Below are 25,562 nucleotides of genomic sequence, written 5' to 3' on the forward strand. Positions count from 1 at the left end.
GAAGAACGGTCCGACCGGGCGGCGGGTGGGAGGACTCGCGGCCCGGTCGGACGGTCACGCCGATCCGGCTCGTCTGTACCCGACCCGGCGCGTTTGAACCAGCCGGGTCGACGTTCAGATGAGCCGGGTCGGGGTTCTACACGCCGGCCCCGACCGGTTTCTCGTCGGCGGCCGAGCCCGGTCGGTCGCCCTCCTCGCGGAAGCCGTGGCGCTCCCACCAGCGGGCGAGCGGGCCGGGGGCCCACCAGTTCCAGCGGCCGAGCAGCTTCATGGTGGCGGGCACGAGGAGGGCGCGGACGATGGTCGCGTCGACGAGCAGCGCGATCAGCATGCCGATGCCCATCATCTTCATGAAGACGACGCCGCTGAGGCTGAACGCGCCGATCACCACGGCGAGCAGAAGGGCGGCGCTGGTGATGATCCGCCCGGTCTTCTGCAGCCCGGTCGCCACCGCCCGGTCGTTGTCGTGGGTCGCGTCCCACTCCTCCCGTACCCGGCTGAGCAGGAACACCTCGTAGTCCATCGACAACCCGAACAGCACGGCCAGCATGACGATCGGGTTGGTCAGGTCGAGGAAGCCCGAGCTGGTGAAGCCGAGCAGGTTCTCGAGGTGACCGTCGCTGAAGATCCAGGTGACGACGCCGAACGCCGCTGTGATCGAGAAGAAGTTCATCACGATCGCCTTGACCGGCAGGACCAGCGAGCCGAACGCGAGGAACAGCAGCACCAGCATCACCGCGACGACGATCAGGCCCATCCACGGCAGGTGCGACTTGACCGATGCGGCGAGGTCGACGGTGTCGGCCGTCAGGCCGCCCACCAGTGCCGTCGAGCCGTCCGGAGCAGGCACGTCACGCAGGTCGCGGACGACCTGCTGGCTCGGCTCGCTCTGGCTGTTGCCCTCCCACGCGGCCCGCAGCAGCGTGGTGTCGCCTTCGGCCTGGACCGGCCGCACGTCGACGACGCCGGGCACGTCCGCGAGCGCATCGGTGTACGACGCCACCGCGGCCTCGTCGGCACCCTCCAGCAGCACGTTGGCGGTCGACCGCTCGGACCCGAACTCGTCGTTGAGCCGCTCGGCCGCCTGGTGGGCGGCGGCGTCCGGCGGGAGCACCCGGTAGTCCACGCTGCCCCATTTCACACCGAGGAACGGCGACGCGACGGCGAGCAGCACGACGATCACACCGGCGGCCACCCAGACCGGACGCCGCATCACGCCGCGGGCCAGACGCGACCACGCGCCGTGCTCGCTGTCGACGGCGCTGGCCCGCTGGAGGAACGGGATCCGGAGCGAGTCGACCCGCTTGCCGAGCAGTGCGAGCGTGGCCGGGAGGACGGTGAGGGCGGCCACCATCGCGACGAGGACCGCCGCGATGCCGCCGTACCCGATCGACTTGAGGAAGGCCTGCGGGAAGACCAGCAGCGAGCTCATCGCGGCCGCGACGGTCAGCGCGGAGAACATCACGGTGCGGCCGGCGGTCGCCATCGTGCGGACCAGCGCGTGCCGGGTGTCGTCCGGTGACAGCGCGATCTCCTCGCGGAAGCGGGACACCACGAACAGCGCGTAGTCGATGGAGAGGCCGAGACCGATCAGGGTGATGATGTTGGGCGCGAAGATCGACACCTCGGTGATCTCGTTGAGCCCGGCGATCATCGCGCGGGCACCCATCACCGTGACCACACCCACCAGCAGCGGCAGCAGCGCCGCGGTCACGCTGCGGAAGATGATGAGCGAGAGGAGCAGGACGATCGGCAACGAGACGATCTCCGCCATCAGGAGGTCGTCCTTGGTGTGCTCGTTGACGTCGGAGTAGACCGCGTAGGAGCCGGCGAAGTCCACGTCGAGCGCCGATTCCTCGATCACCGGGCGGATGGCGTGGTAGGAGTCCATGAAATCGTTCTGGCTCTCGCCCTGCAGCGAGATGTAGACGGCAGTGGCGTGCTCGTCACTGCTCACCATCGCCGGGTCCTCGGTGTCGTAGAAGGTGGCGACCGCGGTGACCCGGTCTTCCGGGACCCGGGCCAGCGTGTCCTCGACCTCCGACCGGAACTCAGGGTCGGTGACCACCTGGTCCTCGCTGGTGAAGATCGCGATCACGTCGATCGACTGGTTGCCGAAGGCGGCGCGCTCCCCTCGCAGCTCCTGTGTCGACTCCGACGAGGGGTCGTCGAACCCGCCGGCGGACAGCCTGTCCTCGAGCCCGACGCCGGCGAACATCGCCGCGGCGGTGATCCCGAGCCCCACCAGCAGCACGACGACCGCCCGCCGGACCACCAGGCCTCCCCATCGCTCGATCATCACAACGCCTTTCGTAACTACCCGTCATTGCGGTTAACGCCGTTCACGGTAAACGGTGTAAACTCCGCTCGTCAACCCCTCCCGGGGTCTTCGCAGATGTGACCCTGACCGCAACGGAACCGAGGACCCACGCGTGCCGGCACTCCACCAGCCCACCCGACGCGAGCGACAGCGCGAGGCGACGTACGACGAGATCGTGCGGGCCGCCACCGAGCTGCTCACCGAGGGGGCCGAGCTGTCCCTGCGTGCGGTGGCGTCGCGGATGGGGATGACGGCGCCGGCGCTCTACCGCTACGTCGCCAACTACCAGGAGCTGGTCGACCTGGTGGCGTTCGAGCTGGACAAGGCAGCGACCCAGGACTTCATCAAGGCCGCCGAGAAGTATCCCGAGAGCGATCCGGCCGCGCGGCTGTGCGCAGCCTGCGTGGCGTTCCGTCGTTGGGCGTTGACCCGGCCGCGCGAGTTCGCCCTCGTCTTCGCCAACCCGATCCTCAGCGAGGAGTCCGACCGCCGCGAGCTGCTCACCCTGTCGACCTCGGGCCACTACTTCACCGACCTGCTCTACCAGATCTGGGAGCTCTACCAGTTCCCCTACCCGGCGCTCGAGGAGCTCGACCCGATCGTCAGGGAGGCGGTGCTCAACCCGCTGATCCCCGCGAAGGCGGCGCACATCGAGCCGGAGGACCGCGGCATCCTCTGGATCTACATGCGGTCCTGGTCGGCGCTGTACGGCGTGGTCACCCTCGAGTCGACAGGCCACTGCGACCCGCGGGTGCTCGAGAGCGCCGCGCTCTTCCGCGCGACGTTGATCGACTGGCTCGAGCCGCTCGGGCTCGGTGGCGAGAAGGAACGGATGATCCGGCTGCTCGACGACGAGCTCGCGCTGGGCCGGACGCCCGCGGCGCCCTAATTGACGTACGCCGGGAGCAGCGCGCGCACCCGCTCGGGGTCGCCGACCGCGGCGAGCAGCGCGAGCAGCAGGATCCGGCCCTGCCCGGCGCGCAGCGTGCCGAGCGGCACGGCACCGGCCGCCACGAGATCGGCGCCGCCCCCGCCGCCGCCGTAGGTCCCGGCGACCGGCCCGGTGTCGACCCGGGTGGTGAGGCCGACCACGATCCCCTGCCGGGTCAGGTCGGCGACGGCCGCGACGACGGCCGGGTTGGCGTTGCCCGACCCGGTGGCGACGAGCACGACGCCCCGCGCGCCCGCAGCCGCGAACGCCTCCAGCGCGGTCCCGTCGACGCCGGGGTAGACCGCGGCGATGTCGACCCGGAGCGCCTCGATGTCGTGCGGGTCGACGACCAGGTGCTCGCGATGTGCGGGGATGCCGTCGAGGACCAGCTTCCCGTCGACGACCCGTCCCAGGACGCCGCCGTCGGGATGAGCGAACGCCGCCGCCTCCCGGGTGTGCACCTTGCGGGCGCCCCGCGCGGCGAGCACCACGCCGTCGAAAACGACCAGCACTCCGAGGCCGCGGGCCCTCGGGTCGGCAGCGACCGACAGCCCGTCACGCAGGTTGCGGGGACCGTCGGCGTCCGGGGCATCCGCCGGCCGCTGGGCGCCGGTGAGCACCACCGGGCGGTCGTCGGTGTGCACCAGGTCGAGGAGGTACGCCGTCTCCTCCGCCGTATCGGTCCCGTGGGTCACGACCACTCCATCGATCTCGGAGTCTCCGAGCGTCGCCAGCACCTCGCGGACGATGAGCGCCTGGTCGGCGGTCGTCAGGGCGGAGCTGTCCTTGACGAAGAGGTCCCGAGCCTCGACCTGGACCTCGCCGACGCCCCCCGGCTCCCCGAGACCCAGCGCGACCACGATGTCCCCCACGCGGTCGACCGGCTGCGCGGCACCGTGCTGGTCGAGCCGACTGGCGATGGTGCCGCCGGTGCCGAGCACCGCGATCCGTCGAGAGGTCACGTGCGGACCAGCTCGGCCACCCAGGCCGGCACCAGCTCGCCGGCCCGGCCGCGCCGCGCCTCGTGGAAGAAGAAGCTGCCCTCGCTCGGGACCAGGTTGAGCTCGAGCGTGCGTGCGCCGTACGCACGGGCCTGCTGCACGAACCCTGCGGCCGGGTAGACGGCGCCCGAGGTGCCGATCGAGACGAACAGGTCGCACTCGACGAGCGCGTCGACGATGTCGTCCATCTGGTAGGGGACCTCGCCGAACCACACCACGTCCGGCCGCACCTCGCCGCGTTCACAGGAGCGGCAGGTCGCGCCGAGCATCGGCCCGTCCCACTGGCTGCGCTCCTCGCAGCTGACGCACAGCGCCGACCGCAGCTCGCCGTGCATGTGCACGACCCGCTTGGAGCCGGCTCGCTCGTGCAGGTCGTCGATGTTCTGGGTGACCAGGGTCAGGTCGTCGCCGAGGTGTTGCTCGAGCTCGGCCAGGGCGACGTGCGCCGGATTGGGTACGACGCTCCCGAGCGCGGCGCGGCGGGCGTCGTAGAACCGGTGCACGGTCACGGGGTCGGCCAGGAACGCCCCGGGTGTCGCGACGTCCTCGACCTGGTGGCCCTCCCACAGCCCGTCGGCGTCGCGGAAGGTCGGCACCCCGCTCTCGGCGGAGATGCCGGCTCCGGTGAGGACCACGACCTTCACGGCGGCAGCCTAAGCCCGTCAGCGAGCGGCGTCGTACGCCTCCCGGGCATCGTCGACCGCACCGCGCGGTCGCGAAGGGCGGCGTGCGGGGGCGGTTCGTGCTGCGTCCCCGACCGCCGCGGCTCGCGCGAGTGCTGCGATTGACAGCAGGGCGTACCGTCGAAGGTACAAGTCGTCGACCGGCTTCTCGATCCTGTCCCCGGCACCAGCTACCGCGATCCGCGGTGCGAGCCAGAGTGCAGCAGTTCATTGAGGATCAAGCCATGTTGGACGAGACCGTCTTCTCAGGTGTCCATGAAGTGTCCGTCGACCTTCCCACCGCACCCGACCAGGATCACGGCCTGGTGCTGAAGTGGCGCCGACGCGGCGAGATCCTGGAAGGGTTGGTCAGTCGCGAGGCCGACGGCCGGGTCATGACCGAGTGGCTTCCGGCGCTGCTGCTGTCGCCGGCGGAATCGTCGACGGCGCCCGACAACGTCCTGGCCGAGAGCTGACCTAGGACAGGACGGCGTCGACGGTCTTCTTCAGCGCGCTGGGCTGCGAGGGTCGCCGCGGCGCCTTCGTCCGGGCCTCCTGCATCTCGGCGCCGATCTCCTGGAGCACCTTCCGGCCCAGACCGTCCCGGACCTTGGGGAACCAGTCCTGCTCCTCCTCCTCGATGTGGTGCGTGACGCTCTCGATGAGGACGGTGGTCTTGGCGTCGAACCGCTCGGCAGACGGGTTCATGCCGGCCAGCTCGACGACGAGGAGGTCGGCCACGTGGTGCTCCTCGTAGGACTCGAGCACGTCGTCCTCGAGGTCGGGCAGCAGCTCCCGGACCCGCGGGTACATGACCTCGTTCTCGATGTAGGTGTGCACGGTGAGGATCTCGATGATGTCGTCGACCAGCTTCGCCTTGCGGGCGGTCGCGTCCTCCCCCGCCTGCTGGAACTCCCGGAACAAGCGCCGGATCTCTTTGTGGTCCTGCTTGAGCAGGACGATGGCATCGGTGGACATAAGGGGGTCTCCTGAGGTGGGGCGAGTCGTGGTCGAACGGAGAGGTACCCACTGCGCTACCTCCCACCACAGCAACGCTGCGGCCGACCCCGAAGGGCCGGCCGCAGCGCGATGCTGTTCCTCTCGCGGATCAGACCAGGGCGGCCTCCCGCTCCGGCTCGTCGGCGACGGGCTCCAGGACGGGCAGCTCCTCGCCGTCGTACGCTCCACCCTCGATGTCGATCGACGGCAGCCGGCGCTCGAGCCAGGCCGGGAGCCACCAGGCGCGGTGACCCAACAGGCTCATCGCAGCCGGGACCAGCACCATGCGGATCAGCGTGACATCCAGGAGGACAGCGACCGCGAGGCCGAGACCGAACATCTTGGTCGTGACGTCGACGTCCAACATGAACGAGGAGAACACGCCGATCATGATGAGTGCGGCACAGGTGATGACCCGGGCTGTGGAGCCCACACCCTCGACCACGGCGCGCCGGGGATCGAAGTGCTTGCGGTACTGCTCGCGGACCCGGCTCATCAGGAACACCTCGTAGTCCATCGAGAGGCCGAACAGGATCGCGAACATCAGCATCGGAGCCAGCGGCATGATCGGCACGCTCTCGTGCACGCCGATCAGGTTCGCGAACCAACCCCACTGGAAGACCGCGACGATCACGCCGTACGCAGCTCCGACGCCGAGCACGTTGAGCGCAGCAGCCTTCAGCGGGACCAGCACCGACCGGAACACGACCATCAGCAGCAGGAACGACAGCCCGATGACCGCTCCGAGGAACAGAGGCATCCGGTCCTGCAGTCGCGACGAGACGTCCTCGGTGAGCGCCGTGTTGCCGGTGACCGACGCCTCGACGCCGGTACCGTCGAGCGCCGCGGGGATGGTGTCCTCACGGATCTGCTCGAGCAGCTCGCCGGTCTCCGCGTCCTGCGGTGACGTGGTCGGGACGACGCTGATGATTGCGATGTCCCCAGCCTCGTTCGTCGACGGCGGGTCGACCGAGGCTACGCCCGGCTCACTCGCCAGCGCGGTCGAGATCCGCTCGATCGCGCCACTCGGGATCGTGGCCCCGTCGGCGTCGAGCACCACCTGGAGCGGGCCGTTGATGCCGGCACCGTAGCCCTCGGCCATCAGGTCGTAGGACTTGCGGGTCGTCGTGTCCGGCGCATCGTTGCCCGCGTCCGCGAACCCCAGGTGCATCGAGAAGACGGGGATCGCGAGGATTCCGAGGACGACCGCTGCCGCGCCGCCGTAGCGCAGCGGCTTGGCGACCACCCGTGCGGCCCACTTGGCCGAAGCAGCATCCGGGTTGTCCACCGGCTTCTGCTTCACGAAGGGGACCCGGGCGCTGTTGACGCGGTGCTTGACGACGCCGAGGATCGCAGGGAGCAGGGTGATCGACGCGAGCATGACGACGGCGACCATGATCGCCGAGCCGTACCCCATCTTCTCCATCATCGGGATGCCCGAGAGCTTGAGCCCGAGGATCGCGACCATCACGGTCACGCCTGCGAACAGCACCGACAGGCCGGCGGTCGCGTTGGCGCGGCCGATGGCCACGGGCACGGACTGCCCCGCCGCAAGGTTCTGGCGGTGCCGGGTCAGGATGAACAGCGCATAGTCGATGCCGACGCCGAGCCCGAGCATCATCGCGACGATGCCGGTGATCTTCGGCACCGCGACGACGCCGGCCATGATGCCGATGCCGCTGCTGCCGACCACGATGGCGAGGAGCGCTGTGCCGATGGGCAGGCTCATCGCGACCAGCGACCCGAAGGCGACGGCGAGGATGACGACGGCGAGCAGGACGCCGATCAGCTCGCTGTTGCCGCCGGCGGGGAGGTCGGCGTAGCCGAGGCCGCCGTCGTACTCGACCTGGATGCCCGCGTCACGGACGTCCTGGACCGCCTCCTCAGCGGCGTCGAGCTCCTCGATGCCGACCTTCTCGATGTCGAAGGCGACGGTCGCGAAGGCGGTCTGCCCGTCCTCGCTGACCGTGGGGCCTCGAGGATCGTAGGGGCTGCTCACGGCAACGACGTGTTCACCCTCGGTCAACTGCTCCACGGCCTGCTCGATCGCGGCCTTGGTGGCCGGGTCGGTCAGTCCGTTGTCGGAGTGGAAGATCACGTTCGACGAGTACAGCGTCTCTTGCGGGAAGCGGTCCTCGATGGCGTCGGCGGCACGCTGGGACTCCGAGCCCGGAAGGCTGAAGCTCTCGTCGTACTCACCACCCTGCGAGGAGTTGAGCATGAAGACCGCGCCGGCGACGAAGATCCACGCGGCGATGACACGCCAGGGGTGGCGCCCGGCGAAGTTGCCGATTCGGTAGAGGAAGTGAGACATGGTGAAGCCTTTCGGGATGAGCTCGAGTGGGTTTGGCGGATGGCGAGGCGCCACGTCTCGAACCTAGGAATTCCCGTTGCCCCGGACGATCGGGGAGGCCGCTCACCTGCGGAGGCTGACCGCACGGCTGCCCGCCGGCCGGGGTGTGGGTAGCCGCACCCACCAAGCGGCCACCCACCCCCTGCGCCACCTGCGGTCGTGTCAGTCGAGCAGACCAGTGACGGTGCCGGCGGCCACGGTCCGTCCGCCCTCGCGGACGGCGAAGCCGAGACCGACCTCCATCGCGACCGGCTTTCCGAGATCGACGGTCACTTCGACCGTGTCACCGGGCATCACCAGCGCCACTTCCCCGAGGTCCATGCCTCCGGAGACGTCGGTCGTCCGGAAGTAGAACTGCGGGCGGTAGTCCGCGGCGAACGGCGTGTGCCGACCACCTTCGGCGGCGGTCAGTGCATGCAGGTTCGCGGTGAACCTGGCATGCGGCATCACCGAACCGGGCGCGCCGAGCACCTGGCCCCGGCGGACGTCCTCACGACGTACGCCACGAAGCAGCACCGCGGCGTTGTCGCCGGCCCGGACCTCCTCCAGGGTCTTGCCGAAGGTCTCCAACCCGGTCGCCACGCTCGCGACCGTCGGACCGAGCCCGACGACCTCGACGGCATCGCCGACGCGGAGCGATCCCCGCTCGACAGCACCGGTGACCACCGTGCCCCGGCCGCTGATCGTGAGCACGCTCTCGATCGGCATCAGGAACGGCTCGCCGAGCTCGCGGTCGGGCACCGGCACGTAGTCGTCGACGGCCTGCAGGAGGTCCATGATCGACTGCGTCCACCGCGGGTCGCCCTCGAGCGCCTTGAGCGCGGACACCCGGACGACGGGCACCTCCTCGCCGGGGAACCCGTACTCGCCGAGCAGCTCACGAACCTCCAGCTCGACCAGGTCGAGCAGGTCCTCGTCCTCGACTGCGTCGGACTTGTTGAGGGCCACTACGAGGTACGGCACGCCGACCCGCCGCGCGAGCAGCACGTGCTCCCGCGTCTGCGGCATCGCGCCGTCCTGCGCGGACACGACGAGGATCGCCGCATCCACCTGGGCAGCGCCGGTGATCATGTTCTTCACGTAGTCCGCGTGGCCCGGCATGTCGACGTGGGCGTAGTGACGGGTCGCCGTCTCGTACTCCACGTGCGCGATGTTGATGGTGATCCCACGCTGGATCTCCTCCGGCGCCCGGTCGATCCCGTCGAAGGACACGAAGGTGTTCTGACCCGGGTCGGCGTCCGCGAGCACCTTGGTGATCGCGGCGGTCAGCGTCGTCTTGCCGTGGTCGACGTGACCCATCGTCCCGATGTTGAGGTGCGGCTTGGTCCGCATGAACTGGCTCTTGGCCATGGCAGTGCTTTCTGTGAGTGATTCGCAGGCGTACGACGTGGCAGGGCGGCGTGCCAGACCGCCCGCGCCCGGGACCGGGCGGAACTGCCGACCCTCCTCCTTCGGTCCCGCTGGGGCGGGAGGAGGGTCAGCGTCGCGCGCCGGCGAGGTGCAGGTTCGCGCCGTCAGCGCAGGGCGCTGCAACCGACAGAGGGGCTGTCGGGAGCGCGGTGCTGATGACGAACATGCGGATCACGATAGGTACCAACGCCGACCGGACCGAACGGATTCCCGGTCAGGCCGATCGCAGCCGGCGCATCAACGAGTAGGCCTTGCAGCCCAAGCACAGCCCGGTGGAGGCGTTGAGGCCTGCTACGCCAACGGCGAGTGCCGTCACGCTGTAGCCGGCGACGTCGCCGCCGACTGCGAAGAAGGTCAGCCCCACAGCCGTGAGCACGAACCCGAGGAGCTGGGCGAACCTCGGCGGCCGAGCATCCTCCAGCTCGGCCGGTGCTCCTATCCGCGGCCAGATGAAGCGGGCATAGACCTGCGCCCACAGCGACCACTGGAAGCTGACGAATGCGGTGAACGCGAACACGGCGGCCTGGGTGGCGATCAGGCCGAGCCCCCATGGTCGGGCAACGTCGACGATGAGCAACCCGATGGCGAGAATGCTCGCAGTCGCCCCGGCGCTGAACCGCACCAGGCGCGGATCGACCTGGGCGCGGAGCGGACAGGCGCCGATGCTGGTACCGGGCATGGGGTCTCCGGGGTAGGGGCCAGGATCCAACGACATTCTGGGCGTTGCTGACTGACGTCGGCAACGACTGGACAACCCGGGCTGACGCTGGCCCCCGGATCAAGCTCACCCGAGGTACTTGCCCCACGGTCCATCAATGGCGATGGTCAGGCCAGGGTCCTGAATGTTCACGTAGAGCACCTTGCCGTCTGCGGAGAACGTGGGACCGGTGAACTCGGAGTACTCGGGTTCAGCGTCGTCGCCGACATTGATCATGTTCCGGGCGATCGCGCAGCTCGGTCCGCCGGGCACGCTGCTGAGCACGTGCGATGCGCCCACCCCGTCCTCCGCCAGGACGAGTGATCCCCACGGCGTCACGGTGACGTTGTCCGGGCTGTCGAAGTAGAGGTCGGGATACGCCGGCTCGAACGTCTCCTCGTGGACGTGCTGCTGATAAGGGAAGTAGTTCACCAGCTGGATCGTCTGGTCCGCGTAGCTGTAGAACCAGACCATTCCGCTGTGCGGCACAGCATCGACGGGGAGGTCTTCACCCTTCTCGAGTGCGTAGGAGTTCACCACGTACACGCCTTGCTCGGTGCCCCACACGCCCTCGAACTTACGACCGCCGGTGACCTCGCCGTCCGCGAACTGCTCACGCACGTCGACCTCCGTGGCGTCGCGATCGGGCACCTTCACCCAGGTGACCCTGAACGGCCGACCGAGCTGGGCGGAGGTCAAGTACGCGACATCGGGCAGCACGCTGCCGTCATCCAACAGAATTGCCATCGCGGCGAGCCGCCCGAACGACGCGGAGGACAGCTTGGCGACGGTGTCGGGGCCGATCCGGAAGCGAGGCGGTCCCTCCCAGCGGTAGAACAGACCGTTCGGCTCGTCGGCATCCTCGGACAGGAAGACGAACTGGCGATCCGCGCTGATCGCGCAAGCCTCGTGGTCGTAACGCCCGAGTGCCTTGAGCGGCTTCGGTCGGGCGCGCCCGTCGCCGAAGACCTCGAACACGTAGCCGTGGTCCTTCTCGTAGACGCCGGTCGCACCGCTGTCCTCGTTCTCCCAGTCCTCCCCTGCACGAGCGGTGGCTTCCTCGCACGTCCACCAGGTCCCCCACGGGGTCGGCCCGCCGGCGCAGTTGGCGATGGTGCCTGAGATTCCCACGTACTGCCCGCGGTTGTTGCCCTTGCCATCGGTCCTGACCACGGTGCAGCCACCTCCACCGGTCGCGCCTGGGTCGTACACCGTGCCCGGCAGGTGCGGGACACCCAGCGGATCGCCGGCGTCGCACTCGTGGTTGAGGATCAGGTATTGGCGCCGGCCATGTCCGAAAGCCCCCGCACCGTCGTGACTGCCGGGGCACGACCCGCCTGTCTCGAGAGCCGTCTCCCCGGCCCGCGTCAGGATCTTGTACGAGAAACCGGCTGGGAGAGCCAGAATCCCCTCGGGATCGTCGACGAGCGGGGGAAACGGACGGTGCGGGCCACTGGGCGTCGCAGCGAACCTCGGCCTGGCCTCGGCGAGCGAGGGAAAAGACCCGGTGACCGCGATCCCGGCTCCGGCGGCGCTGCTGGCCATCAGGCCGCGGCGAGAGATGACCATCGGTGCTCCTAGCGATTGAGCAATGCGTCGTCGCACAACTTCGCGGCGGAACCTGAAATCCGCAGCCACGCCGGTGGTTGGCCAGACGGCCAACCGATGAACGCGAGTGGACCCGCGCCGCCCGCTCGTCGACGCGAGCACCGCTGCGGCTACGACCCGGGGACCGACCCCGACCACGGCAGCGGCCTCGACACCTCCCGTTCACCTTCTTCCGGGACGGTCCGTGCGTGCCCCCGCCTGCGACGCCGTTGCTGCGTGGCCACCTCGCACCTCCGCCGCGGACTCTCGTCGACATCTTCCGCGAGACAGTTGCCCAGGCCCCCCATGACAGTGCTGTGGACGCCGGCACAGGCGTGCTCACCTACGCCGAGCTCGAGGAGGCGGCCGACGAGCTCGCCTCCGAGCTGAATGCTCATGGTGTCGGACCCGGCGACAAGGTAGGGGTGCGGGCCGCCTCGGGCACGACCGACCTCTACGTGGCGATCCTCGGAGTCCTCGTCGCCGGCGCGGCGTACGTGCCGGTCGATGTGGACGACCCGGATGAACGCGCCCGGCTGGTGTTCGACGAGGCCGACGTCACCGCAATCGTGGGCAACGACCGCGTGGTCGTCTGGCGGAGGGAAGGCCCTGCTCTCGAGCCACGCGACCCTGGCTTGGACGACGACGCGTGGGTGATCTTCACCAGCGGCTCCACCGGAACCCCGAAGGGGGTGGCGGTGACGCACCGGAACGCCGCAGCCTTCGTCGACGCGGAGGCCCGCATGTTCCTCCAGGAAGCGCCCCTCGGTGTTGGTGACCGGGTGATGGCCGGGCTGAGCGTGGCCTTCGACGCCTCGTGCGAGGAGATGTGGCTGGCGTGGCGTTACGGCGCCTGCCTCGTTCCGGCGCCGCGGGCACTGGTGCGTACGGGCATCGACGTCGGCCCCTGGCTGGTCGCCAACGAGATCACCGTTGTCTCGACAGTGCCCACCTTGGTGGCGCTGTGGCCGCTGGAGTCGCTCGAGCAGGTGCGCCTCCTCATCATGGGGGGTGAAGCCTGCCCGCCGGAGCTGGCCAGCCGCCTCCTCGCGCCCGGTCGCGAAGTCTGGAACACCTACGGCCCCACCGAGGCGACTGTGGTCGCTTGCGGCGCGCGGCTGAGCGACGACGGGCTGGTGCGGATCGGACTGCCGCTCGACGGGTGGGACCTCGCCGTCGTCGATGCCGACGGCCAGCCGGTCGGCGAGGGCGAGTCAGGCGAGCTCATCATCGGTGGCGTCGGGCTCGCCCGTTACCTCGATCCCGAGAAGGACGCCGAGAAGTACGCACCGATGCCGTCACTGGGGTGGGACCGCGCGTACCGGAGTGGCGACGTGGTGATCTATGACTCCGCCGGGCTGTTCTTCCAGGGTCGGGCCGACGACCAGGTCAAGCTGGGTGGTCGACGTGTCGAGCTCGGCGAGATCGACAGCGCGCTCCTCGCACTCCCTGGGGTGGTTGCCGCGGCCGCTGCCGTGCGGAGGACGGCTGCCGGCAACAGGCTCCTGGTCGGCTACATAGCCACGAATGCATCGTTCGACCAAGCCAGCGCCGTCGAGTCCTTGCGCCGTTCGATGCCGGCACCCTTGGTGCCACGACTGGCACTCGTCGAGGCCTTGCCGACCCGAACCTCGGGCAAGGTCGACCGCGACGCGCTCGCTTGGCCGCTGCCACCGGCCACGACGAGCACGGCGCTCCGGGGTACGGCGGCGTGGATCGCCGAGCTCTGGAACGAAGTGCTCGCAGCCCAGCCCACAACCGTCACCGACGACTTCTTCGACCTCGGCGGCGGGAGCCTGACGGCGGCTCAGATGGTGTCGCTGCTTCGCAGCCGCTTCCCTGATGCTGCGGTGGGTGACATCTACGAGCATCCGACCGTGGGCGCTCTCGCTACCTACCTGGACGGCCTGGCCACCCCTGGTCCGGCGTCAACGCGAGCCGTGCGGCCGATCCCTCTGAAGAGCCAGCTCGGACAGGTCGCCGCCACCCTGATGGTGCGCTCCCTCGGCGGCCTCCAGTGGCTGGCGTGGGTCGGCCTCGGGTGCCAGCTCGGCGCCAGCCTGCTCGGCATGGGCTGGCTTCCTCAGCCCTCGTGGTGGCTGGTCGTGCCCGCCTGGCTGGTCTTGGTCAGCGCCCCGGGTCGGATGCTCCTGGCGGCGGGCTTCGCGCGGCTCCTGCTCCGACCTGTCACTCCCGGCAACCACCCCCGCGGCGGTCGGATCCACCTCCGGTTGTGGCTCGCCCAGCACGTGGTCGACGAGCTGCGCGCCGTCAGCCTCGCCGGCGCCCCATGGATCACGTGGTACGCGAGGCTGCTCGGGGCGAAGATCGGTCGCGACGTCGACCTGCACAGCATCCCGCCCGTGACCGGCATGCTCCGGCTGGGGAAGGGCGCCTCGATCGAGCCCGAGGTGGACCTCACCGGCTTCTGGGTCGATGGCGACGTCGTGCACGTCGGCCCGATCTCGGTGGGGGCACGGGCCCGGGTCGGCGCCCGCAGCATGCTGTGCCCGGGCGCAGTGGTGGAGGCCGATGCCGAGGTCGCCCCTGGCGCGTCGGTCTTCGGCACCGTGCCCGCGGGCGAGTTCTGGTCGGGGTCGCCGGCCGTCAGGGTCTCCCGGACCGCGCGTGGCCCCTGGCGGGACCGGCCGGCCAGCAGCCCGCTGTGGGTGGCGGCGTACGGCGCGGTCGCGGCGTTCCTGTCTGTCATTCCCCTGCTCGGGATCGTCGGCGGCGCGGCGATACCGCTCCTGGTGGCCGAGCGCCCGACGGGCTTCGCCGACGCACTGGCGCTGCTCCCCTGGTTGCCGGTCTCGACGCTCGCCGGCCTGGTCACCGTGGCCGTCCTGGTGTGGGCCGTGGTCCGCCTGGCAGCCCGGGCGATCGTGCCCGGCGTACACCCGGTGCGCAGTCGGGCGGCGCTGGCGGTGTGGACGACGATCCGCGTGCTCGACGAGGCGCGGACCTGGATCTTCCCGCTCTACTCCTCGATGCTGACGCCTGCCTGGCTGCGACTGCTCGGCGCTCGGGTCGGAACCGACGTCGAGGCGTCGACGGTGCTGATGGTGCCGTCGCTGACCCAGGTCAACGACCAAGCCTTCCTCGCCGACGACACCCTCATCGGCGGCTATGAACTAGGCGGTGGGTGGCTGCGGGTCGAACGGGTCAAGATCGGCAGACGGGCCTTCGTCGGCAACTCCGGCATGGCCGCCCCGGGGCGCAAGGTGCCCAAGGCCTCGCTCGTCGCGGTCCTCTCTGCCGCGCCGCGACGCAAGAGTGCGCGCTCCGGCGAATCCTGGCTGGGAAGCCCTCCGGCCGCGCTGCGGCGGGTGACCTCGGAGAGCGACTCTGGCCGCACCTACGCGCCACCCACCCGCCTCAAGATCGCGCGAGCCGGCTTCGAGCTCTGCCGCCTCATTCCCTGCACGCTGGCGATCGGACTCGCGACTGCCTTGGCGATCGTCCTGGTCGTCGTTCTGGATCGAGCCAATCCGGTCGTCGCCGTCCTTGTTGCCGGACCGGTGCTGGCCTTCGGCGGACTTGTCGCAGCCTGCCTGACCGTGGTCGCCAAATGGCTGCTCGTCGGTCGCATGAGACCCGGTGCCCATCCGCTGTGGAGCTCGTTCGTCTGGCGCAACGAGCTGGCCGACACCTTCGTCGAGGTCGTGGCGGCGCCCTGGTTCGCTCGCCCGGTGTCCGGCACTCCGCTGCTCAACGCGTGGTTCCGCGCAATGGGTGCCAGGATCGGCCGCGGCGTCTGGTGCGAGACCTACTGGCTGCCCGAAGCAGACCTGGTCGACCTCGGCGACGGTGCCACGGTCAACCCGGGCAGCGTGCTCCAGACCCACCTGTTCCACGACCGCGTTCTCAGCATGGACACCGTGGCGCTGCGGCGAGGCGCGACGCTGGGTCCGAACAGCGTGATCCTGCCGGCCGCGATGCTGGGTCGTCACGCTACGGTCGGGCCTGTGTCGTTGGTGATGAGAGGCGAGTCCGTGCCGGACAAGACGAGCTGGATCGGCAACCCCATCGGTCCCTGGGCAGACCACTCGTGAGTCTGCGCAACAGCGCCGACCTTCCGACGTCCGACCCTTACCTCCCGGGCCACGGAGACCCGGCGTGGAGCGCCACCCACTACGCCCTCGACCTCCAGTACGACGTGTCCGGCAACCGTCTGCGCGGTCAGGTCGTCCTCGATGCGGTCGCTGAGCACGACCTGACCCGGGTGGTCCTCGATCTCGCGCACCTGCGGGCTACGAAGGTGACCGTCGATGGCGCGGAACCGGCCAAGTACGCCGCCCGCGACAACCGCCTCGTCGTCACCCTCCGCCGTCCGCTCTCCGCCGGCACGAACTTCCGACTCCTGGTGAAGTACGAAGGACAGCCGCGCCCGCTCGTCGACCGCCACCATGGCGATGCTGGGTGGGAGGAGCTCGAGGACGGCGTGATCGTCGCGGGCCAGCCGCACGGCGCGCCGACCTGGTTCCCCTGCAACGACCGACCCGACAACAAGGCCTCGTACACGATCTCGGTGACGACCCAACCCGAATACGTCGTCGTCGCCAACGGCGAGCTGGCCCTTCGACGCCGGCGCGGAGCCACCACGCGCTGGACCTACCAGCAGCTCGAGCCGATGGCCACGTACCTGGCGACGGTCCAGATCGGCCGCTACGAGCTTCGTGAGCTGGACGCCTCGGTTCCGATGCTCGCCGCCGTTCCGCCCGATGTCGGCGACGGGTTCGAGGCCGCGTTCGGCCGGCAACCCGAGATGCTGGTGGCCTTCACCGAACGGTTCGGTCCCTACCCCTTTCCCAGCTATACCGTCGTCGTCACTCCGGACGACCTCGAGATTCCGCTGGAATCCCAGACGCTTTCGACGTTCGGGCGCAACTTCTGCCGCGACGACTGGGACGCGATCCGGCTCGTGGCGCATGAGCTGTCCCATCAATGGTTCGGCAACACAGCGACCCTTCGGGAGTGGAAGGACATCTGGCTGCATGAAGGCTTTGCCTGCTACAGCGAGTGGATCTGGTCCGAAGAGTCCGGAGGCGACTCAGCCGACACCTGGGCTCGCCGTCATCACGACCGACTCGCCGATCTGGAGCAGGACCTGGTGCTTGCCGACCCCGGCCCCGAGCTGATGTTCGACGACCGCCTGTACAAGCGCGGGGCGCTCACGTTGCACGCCGTTCGTCTCACCGTCGGGGACGACGCGTTCTTCGACCTTCTGCGCAGCTGGGTCACACACCATCGCGGCGGCACCGTCTCGACCGCCGAGTTCGTGGCCTTCGCCGGCGATCGGACCGGCACCGATCTCGACGACCTCTTCAAGTGCTGGTTGCAGCAGCCGGAGCTCCCGGACCTGCCAGCCGCCAGCTGACGTCCTGACCGACCAGGGTGCCGACGTAGCCGTCGGGCATCGGCAGGACAGCGGTCGGTACGTCGGGCAGGTCGACGGGGTCTGCGAGCCGATCCGCGATCCCCTCGCCACCCGCCTTCAGGAGCGCCTCCAGGCGGGTCCACTCGAGTCGGTCACCCAGCTCGACGTCGATCCCCACGGGACCAGCCCAGCTCCACGCGACGGCGACGAGGTCCCTTGCGTAGGAGAGACTGACGTGTGCGCCGCCGTCGACCAACGGACGACCGTGCACCGAGCTGCCGCACCGTGGACAAAGCCGGGCGACGGCCTCAGCGCCGGTTTCGCGGCAGAGGATCGCCTCCGCTTCCCGGCGAAGCAGGTCGCGCGTCATGCCCCTCAGTATTACGGCCACCGATGAGAGGCTCGCCGCACGGTCAGACCGCTGATGCGCCCACCGTGACCCTTCCGTCATCGTGGCGCGGTGGCCGGCCTCCCTGATCCACGTCGCCGACGCGTCGCCTGCGCGCCGTACCACCAACCGGCTGCCATGGTCCCGTCGGCAGCCGTGTGGGCCACCCGGGCCAACAGAGCCAGAGCGGTGGCGCCGGGGACGCCGAGCAGCGGCGTGAGGAGCACGACGAAGAGCGCCTCGCGAGCACCGAAGCCAGCCGGGGCCGCCACGATGACGACGCCACTGGCGTACGCCAGCGCGAAGGCACCGCCGAAGGCGGCCATGTCGACCCACGGCCGACCAGGTGAGAGCAGCACGAGCGCGACGGAGTACGCCGACCAGGCGGCAGCCATCAGAGCAAGCAGCACGAGGGTGTCACCGAGATCGACGGCCACCTGGCGGCCGGCAACACGACTACCGGCACGGCGTACGACGACGGGAAGCAGGCCGAGCACCGAGGTGGCGAACAGGAGGACCGTCACCCCCGGGGGCCACGGCACGGCGAGGCCGCCGACGAGCACGACGACGGAGCTGGCGGCTACCCCAGTGGCGACGTGGTAGCCGAGGAAGAGCAAGCCCGCGGCGACGGTGGACCGGCGCGGTACCGAATTGCGCCCAGCCATCTGTGCTTGTGCCCCGATCGACCAGACCGATCCCGGGATGTACTTGCCCAGCTGTCCGACGAAGAACGTCGCGAGTCCGTCTCGCAGAGGTAGGTCTGCCCCTGCCACCCGCATCAGTCGCAGCCACACGAAGCCGGTGGCGAGCAGGCCGAGAAGGACCAGCACGAACGCCCCGGCGACGCCGAGAGCCGACGTGGCGCGGAGCGCCGCGCCCACCTCGTCCAGCCGACCATGCAGGCCGTACCACGCGAACACCGCCACGGCGACGAGGAAGGCCACCCGCAGCGCAGTCAGGTAGCGGGTGTCAGTCACGAAGCCTCACGAGGGCCGTGCGCGTCGGGTAGGGCAGCGCAGGAGTCAGGCCCCGTGTCCACTCGACGTCGACGGCCACCGGGGACGAGGCAATGGCGTCGCGGTAGCGCTTCCGGTCCACGTTGTCGAAGACGAGGACGCCTCCGGGTGCGAGCCGGGAGACGGCCCGATGGAAGCAGGCGCCGCGCGCCCGGCCGTCGATGACGATGAGATCGAAGTGACCATCCGTCACGTCGACAGCGGCCACGTACTCGGAGAAGTCGAGTCCCTCGAAGCCTGGCTTGCCTGAGCGCTCCTCCGCCGGATCACCGATCGCCGTCCGGGGCGAGGCGATCTTGACCACCGCGTTGTCGGGGAGCACCGGTTCGACGATCGCCCCCCATTCCGCGTCGTGCTCGATGGACGTCACGTCGCCGGCGCGCTTCGACATCCAGACCGTCGAGGCCCCCGACCCCCACTCGAACACGCGTGCCTGCGGCCGCGTGGACAGGAAGCCGGCGACGCGGTCGGAGGCCTCGAAGGTCCACCATGGGACGTCGTAGCTCAGCAGGTCCTGAAGGTCGTAGATCGAGAGCAGCGAGCGCACCCAGAGCCCGGTTCGCGATCGTCTGGCCCACCGGTCGAGAAGACCGAGCAGACCGACCGCGGCCAGGATCCGGCGGAGCGCTCGAAGGCTGGCGACGTACGCAGTCTTCATTCCTGTCCCTTCGTCGTGCTCTGCTTCAGGTTCGGCGCCAGCGACAACGCCGACAGCGTCATCCCCAAGGTCTCGCCAGATCGGCGGGAGAACGTCACCCACACCGGACGTGCCGCCCGTGCAGACCCCAGCGGGAGCGTCACCGTTCCTGGACCGTCGTGAGTCAACGGCACCTTTGTCCCGTCGACGCGCGCGACGAGATCGTCGGGTGCCGTCCCCTCGATGACCAACCGGCAGCCGTGTGCGCAGGCTCGGCGGCTCGGGCGGAGGGCGACCTCCGCGACCGGTACGGGCGCCGTCAGGTCTTGTCGGTCGGGCCACTGGACCCAGCCGTCGATGGCGTAGCGCCAGAGGTCGCTGGGAAATGTCGTGCTCGGCGCCGTGTCGGACACGCGGACGCCGGATGCCGGGAGCGCGGTCGGATGGACGGTGCATCTGCCGATGGTGCTGAGCACGATCTCGAACCCATGTCGCCAGCGGGTCACCTCGTCGAGCGGGGTGCAGTTGCTCGGAAGGGGTCCGATGAAGACCGCGTCGAACTCCTCAGCAGGCAGCTGCCGGACCACCGGGAGGCCCTCGGGGGCGAGCGGTCCGTTCGCCTCCTCGCGGCAGTCGGTGTTGCGGACGGTCGAGAACGCCAGACCCCCGTTGGCGAAGGGGTGGGCGAGGTCGGTCGCCTCGTCGACGGTCGCCTTGCAGAGGAGCTGACGGTCGAGCGCCGAGCGCGCAACCAGCTCGGGAATGCTCACCCGCCAGTAGTCTCCACCCGGTCTTTCGTCGGCGGCCCGTGAACCGGACAGGACGTCGGTGGCGAGGTTGACGTACGTCGTCTGGTACGGCTGCAGGGTGACCTGGTCGACGGTGGGCAGCACCAGCGCGGCTCCAGCCGCTACCACCAGGAGGCCAGGTCTGACCCGTGCCCGCTCCGACCACCACGCCATCCCGTACGCGGCCAGCACGGCAAGCGCGGGGATCGCGAACAGCAGCTGGCGCAAGCCGTGGTAGAGATCCGAGCCCAGCGCGACCGCGACGACGAGGAGGGTGAACGCCTGAGCGCCGACCAGCGCCAGCCGCGCGGCGGTGACCCGGTCCGGGCGACCGCGGCGCAGCAAGGCCGCGATCGCGACGACGGTGCCGGTCAGGGCGAACACGGTGAGCAGCGTCGGCAGATCCTCGACCAGGTGCCGGAGCACGTAGAACCGGTCGGACGTCCGGCCGTCGCGGAAGCTCGACGAGGCCTCACTCGTGCGAGGTAGCGCCCGCAGGGGGGAGCCGAACAGGCTCGGGTAGATCGCTACGAGAGCCCCCGCGGCCGCACCGCAGGCCAGGAGGAGCTCGGCGAGGGTGACCGCCGCAGTGCGCCGCGTTGCCGAAACGAGCAGGACGGCCAGGATCGAGACGGCCAGGACCACGCCGATACCGGCCCACATGCCCGGTCTCGTGCCCAGGGTCAGGATGAGACCCGCCACGAGACAGCCGGAGCGGGCGACCCGGACCGACGGGCGCGTCGGGTTCTCGCGCACGTGAAGCACCAGCGCCAGCGTGACAAGCGTGTGTCCGGTGGCGACCGGGACGTCCTTGACGTTGAACATCGCGTGCCCGGTCCAGAGCGGGGTCGCGGCCAGCACTGCGGCGGCGACGACACCCCATCGCCAGCTTCCCAGCACGACCCGTCCGACCGCCGCCACCGCCGCGAGTCCGGCCAGCGCGATGACGACGACGCCGAGATGACGGACGTCGTACGCATGGGACGTCGTGGCCACCTCGTGCCATCCCTCGACACCCCAGAGCACCGACCAGCCGTGGAGGAGGAGCATCGTCACCGGGGCGTAGACGTAGGTGTTGGTCCCCTCACCGCCCGGGCCTGCGCCCGAGTAGTCCCAGTCGAGTGCGTACCAGCCGGTGTCGAAGAAGTTGCGCAACCGCATCACGTGGATCGGCTCGTCCGTGCTGACGCCCGTCTCGAGTGCTCCGAGGATCGCGAGCACCGTCGTGACGGCCAGGACGAGGAGCGCGACCGCCACCAGCGGGCGCGGCGGCGGTCTCACGCCCGCTCGCGCTGCCGGGAGTAGACCTGCAGCTCGGCCAGCAGCCCGAACAGCACCAACTGCAGCCCGCCGAGCACCAGAACCACGCCTGCGATGAGCAGGGGCCGACCACCGATCTCCGCCCCGGCCACCTTCTCGGCGAACAGGTAGGCGAGGGCGAGCCCGCCGGCGGCCATGCTGGCCATGCCGAGCCCGCTGAACAGGTGTGAGGGCCGGCTCTCATAGGTCATCAGGAACCGCACGGTCATCAGATCGACGAAGCCGCGCCAGAACCGGGCGAGCCCGTACTTCGTCTTGCCGTGCAAGCGCTCGTGGTGCTGCACGCTGACCTCGGCCACCCGGTAGCCCAGCCAGTGCGCCACCACCGTGAGGTACCGGTGGAGCTCGCCGTACAGCATCGGGGAGGCATTGCGGGCAACCTCACCTCGCATCACCTTGAACCCGGAGTTGAAGTCCTTGCCCGGGGCACCCGACAGACGTGCTGTGGCCGCGTTGTAGAGCTTGGACGTGTTCCGCTTCACGAACCGGTCGTTGCGCACGGTTCGTGCGCCCGTGACGAGGTCGGCGCCGTCGGCGAGCCGGTCGAGGAGGAGTGGCAGCTCAGCCGGATCGTCCTGTCCGTCGGCGTCCATCATCACGACGACCTCGGCGCCCTCGAGCAGCGCTTCGTCGAACCCACGGCGCAACGCGGTGGCCTTGCCCATGTTGCGGCCCAGCGACAGCAGGCGAACCGCCGAGTGTCGGTCCGCGAGATCGGCGACCACTTCGCGGGTCTTGTCCGTCGAACCATCGTCGACCACGACCACGTGGCCCTCCATGTCGACGAGCTCGAGCGCGTCGAGGATCCGTGGCACCACGAGGGCCAGGTTCTCTGCTTCGTTGAGGGCCGGTACGACGACCCACAGGTTGGTGGACATACGGCGTCTCCTAGCCGACCCCGGTCGGGATCACTCGGATGGTGTGAACCCGGAGGCCGAGTGGCGCGCCGGTCGTGCTCGTGAAGGTCACCCAGGCGGCGGTGACACCCGCCGGCAGAGGAACGGTGACCTCGTCCGCCTTCACGTCGACGGGCACCGGCACGTCGTTGAGGGCGACACCCAGGTCCGGCCCAGCCTCGCCACGGAGCTCCAGAGCACACGCTCGTCGCCGGCAGGCCTCCGGCGCGCGGAAGGTGAGGCTCGCGGAAGGGCCCGCCGCGTCGATCGCGCTCGCGGTCTCGCGCATCACCCAACCCTCGGGTGCGTAAGCCCACAGCGCGGGTGCCATGTTCTCGCCTTCTGGGCGCACGAACGCCACGCCGTCGCCGATCGGGCTCGGAGCGAGTCGACAGCGCGCGAGGTAGGTCATCGATACCTGGCGCCAGTGGCGATGCCGGGTCACCGACGCCAGCTGCGTGCAGTTGCTGGGCAAGGCGTGGTCCCGGTCGATCACCACGTAGAACTCGTCGCGCGGCAGCGTGTCGCCGAGCGGCAGCCCAAGCGCGGTCCAGGGCGAGGAGAGCGGACCAAGCGGGTCGACCCGGCAGTCGACGCTGCTGTCGGAGGAGTAGCGGCCCGCGATCGTGGCCTCCTCGTCATCGGCAGGGGATTGTCCGATCTGGGTCGAGCGGGTCGGGCCACAGATGACCTGACCGTCGGTCGGGATTGCCGGGAGCAGCTCGGGAACGCTCGTGCGCCAGTAGTCGGAGTCGACGTGCGCCCCGGTCGCGTCGAGGGCAGGGTTGAAGTAGGTGTACTGGTAGGGGAAGAGCGTGGCCTGGTCGGCTACCGGCAGGACGAGCGAGAGGGCCGCGATCCCACCGACCAGACGGGTCCGATGAACGGCCCATCCGAGCAGGTGCGCCATCCCGAGGGTGACGAGCACCGCCCAGGCCGGTGAGGCGAACAGAAGCTGTCGGAGGCCGTTGTAGAGGTCGGAGTTCTTCGCGAAGGCGAGCAACGGCAATGCCAACACCTGTGCCAGCACCAGTGTGAGCTGGGTCGACAACACTGGGTCGCGATCCTGTCGCCGCAGCGCGGCCCGGATGGCGACCCACAACCCGATCGCCGCCAACCCCTGGAGCAGCAGTGGGAACTGTGCGGCGAGGTGGAAGGGGATGTAGAGGTAGCCCCAGGCATCGTTCTCCCGGAAGCTCGCGGACTGACTGGCCGATCGCAGGAGCATCGACGGGTGCGCGAAGACATTCGGATAGATCACGGCGAGGATCGCCCAGGCAGCTGCCAAGCCGGTGAGCGCCTCGCCCCACGCCGGTCGCACCTCGCCCTCGGCAGCTCGCGAGCGACGGATCACCATCCAGCCGCATCCCACGATGGCCACGCCCAGCACCAGCGCCGACCACATCGCCGGCCGCGTGCCCACCATCAGCACCGCTCCGAGGACGAGTCCGGTGACGCGCCAGGATCGACGTGCTTGCGTCGGCGTGACCATGGCGAGCAGCGCCAGCGTCATGAGGGTGTAGCCGCTCGCGACAGGAACGTCCTTGATGTTGAACATGACGTGGCCGGTCCACATGGGCAGTGCGAACAGCACCCCAGCCGTGACCGCGGCCCAGCTCCACGACCGGAGCAGGATCCGCGTGATGCCGCTGGCTGCGGCGGTACCGACCAGGCCGATGATCACAACGCCGAGGTGCCGCACGTCGTACGCCGTCGGGCTGGTCGCGACCGCGTTCCAGTCCTCGACCCCCACAAGAACGCAGAGGCCGTGGAGCAGGAGCATCATGACCGGTCCGTAGACGAGCGTGTTGTTGTCGCCCGCGATCGAACCACCGGCATCGGTGGACCAGTCGACGCTGAACCAGCCGTGCTCGAAGAGGTTGCGGAGTCGCATCACGTGGAACGGCTCGTCCCAGGAGATCCCCGTGCGCAGCGCGCCCACCACGCTCATGGTGACGCCTGCCGCGACGACACCCGCACTCACCCAGACCAGGAATCGCGGAGGTCGGGCTGTCACCAGCGGGCCGTGAGAAGCTGCGTTCCGACGAACAGACGAATCCCGGCCTCGGGTCGACAGCGACCCCCCTAGCGCCGGCACGACGTCAACGTCGCATTCGCAGGGGAACGCTCAGGAAAGGGCTGGCCGGCCCGCAAAGAACGGGGCCATGAACAGTGTGCGTCCTGCGGTAACAGCCGAGTCAGTAGTACCAGGGGTACGGCGACCAGTCGGGCTCGCGCTTCTCGAGGAACTGGTCGCGGCCCTCCTGGGCCTCGTCGGTCATGTAGGCGAGGCGGGTGGTCTCACCGGCGAAGAGCTGCTGGCCGACCAGGCCGTCGTCGGGGAGGTTGAAGGCGTACTTCAGCATCCGCACGGCGGTGGGGCTCTTGCCGTTGATGATCCGGCCCCACTCGAGTGCGGTGGCCTCGAGCTCCGCGTGCGGGACCGCGCGGTTGACGGTGCCCATCCGCATGCCGTCGGCGGCGTCGTACTCCTCGGCGAGGAAGAAGATCTCGCGGGCGTACTTCTGGCCGACCTGGCGGGCGAGGTACGCCGACCCGTAGCCACCGTCGAAGGACCCGACGTCGGCGTCGGTCTGCTTGAAGCGCGCGTGCTCGGCGCTGGCCAGGGTCAGGTCGCACACCACGTGCAGCGAGTGGCCGCCGCCGGCGGTCCAGCCGGGTACGACGCACACGACGACCTTCGGCATGAACCGGATCAGCCGCTGGCACTCGAGGATGTGCAGCCGGGCCAGCTTCGCCTTGTCGATCGGGCTCGGCTCCTCCGCGCCGGTCGACTCGCTGGTCGAGCCTGTCGAGACCCCCGCGTCGACTTCCTCGTACTGGTAGCCCGCCTTGCCCCGGATCCGCTGGTCACCGCCGGTGCAGAAGCTCCGCTTGCCGTTCTTCGCCGACGGGCCGTTGCCGGTGAGGATCACGCAGCCGACGTCGGCAGAGGTGCGCGCGTGCTCCAGCGCGCGGAGCAGCTCGTCGACGGTGTGCGGGCGGAACGCGTTGAGCACGTCCGGCCGGTCGAACGCGATCCGGACCGTGCCGTGCGCCCTGGCGCGGTGGTAGGTGAGGTCGGTCAGGCCCTCGAAGCCAGGCACCTCGTCCCACGCCGCCGGGTCGAACGTCTCCGACACACCCTCGATCGCGCTCATGCGGGGAGGCTACCGA

At 69.7% G+C, this 25,562-nt stretch carries 19 protein-coding genes; 4 read left to right on the plus strand and 15 right to left on the minus strand.

Annotated elements, in window-relative coordinates:
• Positions 1–136: 136 nt before the first annotated feature.
• Positions 137–2,299, minus strand: a complete 2,163-nt coding sequence (locus SHK19_RS20325) for an MMPL family transporter (RefSeq protein WP_322454586.1) — start codon at positions 2,297–2,299, stop codon at positions 137–139.
• Between the two features lie 133 nt (positions 2,300–2,432).
• Here SHK19_RS20325 and SHK19_RS20330 point away from each other — a divergent pair, with 133 nt between their 5' ends.
• Positions 2,433–3,209 (plus strand): TetR/AcrR family transcriptional regulator, encoded by a 777-nt coding sequence (locus SHK19_RS20330; RefSeq protein WP_322454585.1) that lies wholly within the window; start codon positions 2,433–2,435, stop codon positions 3,207–3,209.
• On the opposite strand, the gene SHK19_RS20335 is transcribed toward SHK19_RS20330, so the two are convergent.
• Positions 3,206–4,213 (minus strand): asparaginase, encoded by a 1,008-nt coding sequence (locus SHK19_RS20335; protein ID WP_322937295.1) that lies wholly within the window; start codon positions 4,211–4,213, stop codon positions 3,206–3,208. The two genes, SHK19_RS20330 and SHK19_RS20335, sit on opposite strands and share 4 nt — an antisense overlap.
• A complete protein-coding gene (locus SHK19_RS20340) occupies positions 4,210–4,896 on the minus strand; it encodes an NAD-dependent deacylase (RefSeq protein ID WP_322937296.1) in 687 nt (228 codons plus the stop codon). Before SHK19_RS20340 ends, SHK19_RS20335 begins: the two co-directional genes overlap by 4 nt.
• Positions 4,897–5,159: 263 nt before the next feature.
• Between SHK19_RS20340 and SHK19_RS20345 the strand changes: the two genes are divergently transcribed.
• Complete coding sequence (locus SHK19_RS20345; protein WP_322937297.1) at positions 5,160–5,390, plus strand: hypothetical protein; 231 nt, start codon at positions 5,160–5,162, stop codon at positions 5,388–5,390.
• A 1-nt stretch (position 5,391) separates the two neighbouring features.
• Here SHK19_RS20345 and SHK19_RS20350 read toward each other — a convergent pair whose 3' ends face one another.
• The 5 genes from SHK19_RS20350 to SHK19_RS20370 form a co-directional block, all read right to left on the minus strand.
• Positions 5,392–5,892: a hemerythrin domain-containing protein gene (locus SHK19_RS20350; protein WP_322937298.1), complete on the minus strand. Its 501-nt coding sequence runs from the start codon at positions 5,890–5,892 to the stop codon at positions 5,392–5,394.
• Positions 5,893–6,022: 130 nt separating this feature from the next.
• On the minus strand, positions 6,023–8,227 hold the full coding sequence (locus tag SHK19_RS20355; protein ID WP_322454580.1) for an MMPL family transporter: 2,205 nt from the start codon (positions 8,225–8,227) through the stop codon (positions 6,023–6,025).
• Between the two features lie 201 nt (positions 8,228–8,428).
• A complete protein-coding gene (tuf, locus tag SHK19_RS20360) occupies positions 8,429–9,616 on the minus strand; it encodes an elongation factor Tu (RefSeq protein ID WP_322937299.1) in 1,188 nt (395 codons plus the stop codon).
• 274 nt (positions 9,617–9,890) lie between these two features.
• On the minus strand, positions 9,891–10,355 hold the full coding sequence (locus SHK19_RS20365; protein WP_322937300.1) for a DUF4395 domain-containing protein: 465 nt from the start codon (positions 10,353–10,355) through the stop codon (positions 9,891–9,893).
• Between the two features lie 105 nt (positions 10,356–10,460).
• Positions 10,461–11,942, minus strand: a complete 1,482-nt coding sequence (locus SHK19_RS20370) for an alkaline phosphatase PhoX (protein ID WP_322937301.1) — start codon at positions 11,940–11,942, stop codon at positions 10,461–10,463.
• A 335-nt stretch (positions 11,943–12,277) separates the two neighbouring features.
• Here SHK19_RS20370 and SHK19_RS20375 point away from each other — a divergent pair, with 335 nt between their 5' ends.
• Together SHK19_RS20375 and SHK19_RS20380 are read left to right on the plus strand one after the other, a co-directional pair.
• Positions 12,278–16,015 carry a Pls/PosA family non-ribosomal peptide synthetase gene (locus tag SHK19_RS20375; RefSeq protein ID WP_405030440.1) on the plus strand — a complete coding sequence of 1,246 codons (3,738 nt, stop codon included), beginning with the start codon at positions 12,278–12,280 and terminating at the stop codon, positions 16,013–16,015.
• A complete protein-coding gene (locus SHK19_RS20380) occupies positions 16,012–17,340 on the plus strand; it encodes a M1 family metallopeptidase (RefSeq protein ID WP_322454575.1) in 1,329 nt (442 codons plus the stop codon). Before SHK19_RS20375 ends, SHK19_RS20380 begins: the two co-directional genes overlap by 4 nt.
• Here SHK19_RS20380 and SHK19_RS20385 read toward each other — a convergent pair.
• From SHK19_RS20385 to SHK19_RS20415, 7 genes are all read right to left on the minus strand, one after another.
• Complete coding sequence (locus SHK19_RS20385) at positions 17,288–17,710, minus strand: 4'-phosphopantetheinyl transferase family protein (RefSeq protein ID WP_322454574.1); 423 nt, start codon at positions 17,708–17,710, stop codon at positions 17,288–17,290. The genes SHK19_RS20380 and SHK19_RS20385 overlap by 53 nt on opposite strands.
• A gap of 77 nt (positions 17,711–17,787) precedes the next feature.
• Complete coding sequence (locus SHK19_RS20390) at positions 17,788–18,705, minus strand: hypothetical protein (protein ID WP_322937303.1); 918 nt, start codon at positions 18,703–18,705, stop codon at positions 17,788–17,790.
• Complete coding sequence (locus SHK19_RS20395; protein ID WP_322937304.1) at positions 18,698–19,402, minus strand: class I SAM-dependent methyltransferase; 705 nt, start codon at positions 19,400–19,402, stop codon at positions 18,698–18,700. The genes SHK19_RS20390 and SHK19_RS20395 overlap by 8 nt, the downstream gene beginning before the upstream one ends.
• A complete protein-coding gene (locus SHK19_RS20400; RefSeq protein ID WP_322937305.1) occupies positions 19,399–21,450 on the minus strand; it encodes a hypothetical protein in 2,052 nt (683 codons plus the stop codon). The genes SHK19_RS20395 and SHK19_RS20400 overlap by 4 nt, the downstream gene beginning before the upstream one ends.
• A complete protein-coding gene (locus SHK19_RS20405) occupies positions 21,447–22,367 on the minus strand; it encodes a glycosyltransferase family 2 protein (RefSeq protein WP_322937306.1) in 921 nt (306 codons plus the stop codon). Before SHK19_RS20405 ends, SHK19_RS20400 begins: the two co-directional genes overlap by 4 nt.
• A 10-nt stretch (positions 22,368–22,377) precedes the next feature.
• Positions 22,378–24,402 carry a hypothetical protein gene (locus tag SHK19_RS20410; protein ID WP_322937307.1) on the minus strand — a complete coding sequence of 675 codons (2,025 nt, stop codon included), beginning with the start codon at positions 24,400–24,402 and terminating at the stop codon, positions 22,378–22,380.
• 181 nt (positions 24,403–24,583) lie between these two features.
• Positions 24,584–25,546 (minus strand): 1,4-dihydroxy-2-naphthoyl-CoA synthase, encoded by a 963-nt coding sequence (locus tag SHK19_RS20415; protein ID WP_322937308.1) that lies wholly within the window; start codon positions 25,544–25,546, stop codon positions 24,584–24,586.
• Between the last annotated feature and the right edge of the window lie 16 nt (positions 25,547–25,562).

Source organism: Nocardioides bizhenqiangii (assembly GCF_034661235.1).
Classification (GTDB): domain Bacteria; phylum Actinomycetota; class Actinomycetes; order Propionibacteriales; family Nocardioidaceae; genus Nocardioides; species Nocardioides bizhenqiangii.

Excerpts from the sequence above, each read along its gene's own strand:
- SHK19_RS20325 (WP_322454586.1), bottom strand. The coding sequence starts at position 2,299 with ATGATCGAGCGATGGGGAGGCCTGGTGGTCCGGCGGGCGGTCGTCGTG.
- SHK19_RS20345 (WP_322937297.1), top strand. The coding sequence starts at position 5,160 with ATGTTGGACGAGACCGTCTTCTCAGGTGTCCATGAAGTGTCCGTCGAC.
- SHK19_RS20350 (WP_322937298.1), bottom strand. The coding sequence starts at position 5,892 with ATGTCCACCGATGCCATCGTCCTGCTCAAGCAGGACCACAAAGAGATC.
- SHK19_RS20355 (WP_322454580.1), bottom strand. The coding sequence starts at position 8,227 with ATGTCTCACTTCCTCTACCGAATCGGCAACTTCGCCGGGCGCCACCCC.
- tuf (WP_322937299.1), bottom strand. The coding sequence starts at position 9,616 with ATGGCCAAGAGCCAGTTCATGCGGACCAAGCCGCACCTCAACATCGGG.
- SHK19_RS20365 (WP_322937300.1), bottom strand. The coding sequence starts at position 10,355 with ATGCCCGGTACCAGCATCGGCGCCTGTCCGCTCCGCGCCCAGGTCGAT.
- SHK19_RS20370 (WP_322937301.1), bottom strand. The coding sequence starts at position 11,942 with ATGGTCATCTCTCGCCGCGGCCTGATGGCCAGCAGCGCCGCCGGAGCC.
- SHK19_RS20385 (WP_322454574.1), bottom strand. The coding sequence starts at position 17,710 with ATGACGCGCGACCTGCTTCGCCGGGAAGCGGAGGCGATCCTCTGCCGC.
- SHK19_RS20395 (WP_322937304.1), bottom strand. The coding sequence starts at position 19,402 with ATGAAGACTGCGTACGTCGCCAGCCTTCGAGCGCTCCGCCGGATCCTG.
- SHK19_RS20405 (WP_322937306.1), bottom strand. The coding sequence starts at position 22,367 with ATGTCCACCAACCTGTGGGTCGTCGTACCGGCCCTCAACGAAGCAGAG.
- SHK19_RS20415 (WP_322937308.1), bottom strand. The coding sequence starts at position 25,546 with ATGAGCGCGATCGAGGGTGTGTCGGAGACGTTCGACCCGGCGGCGTGG.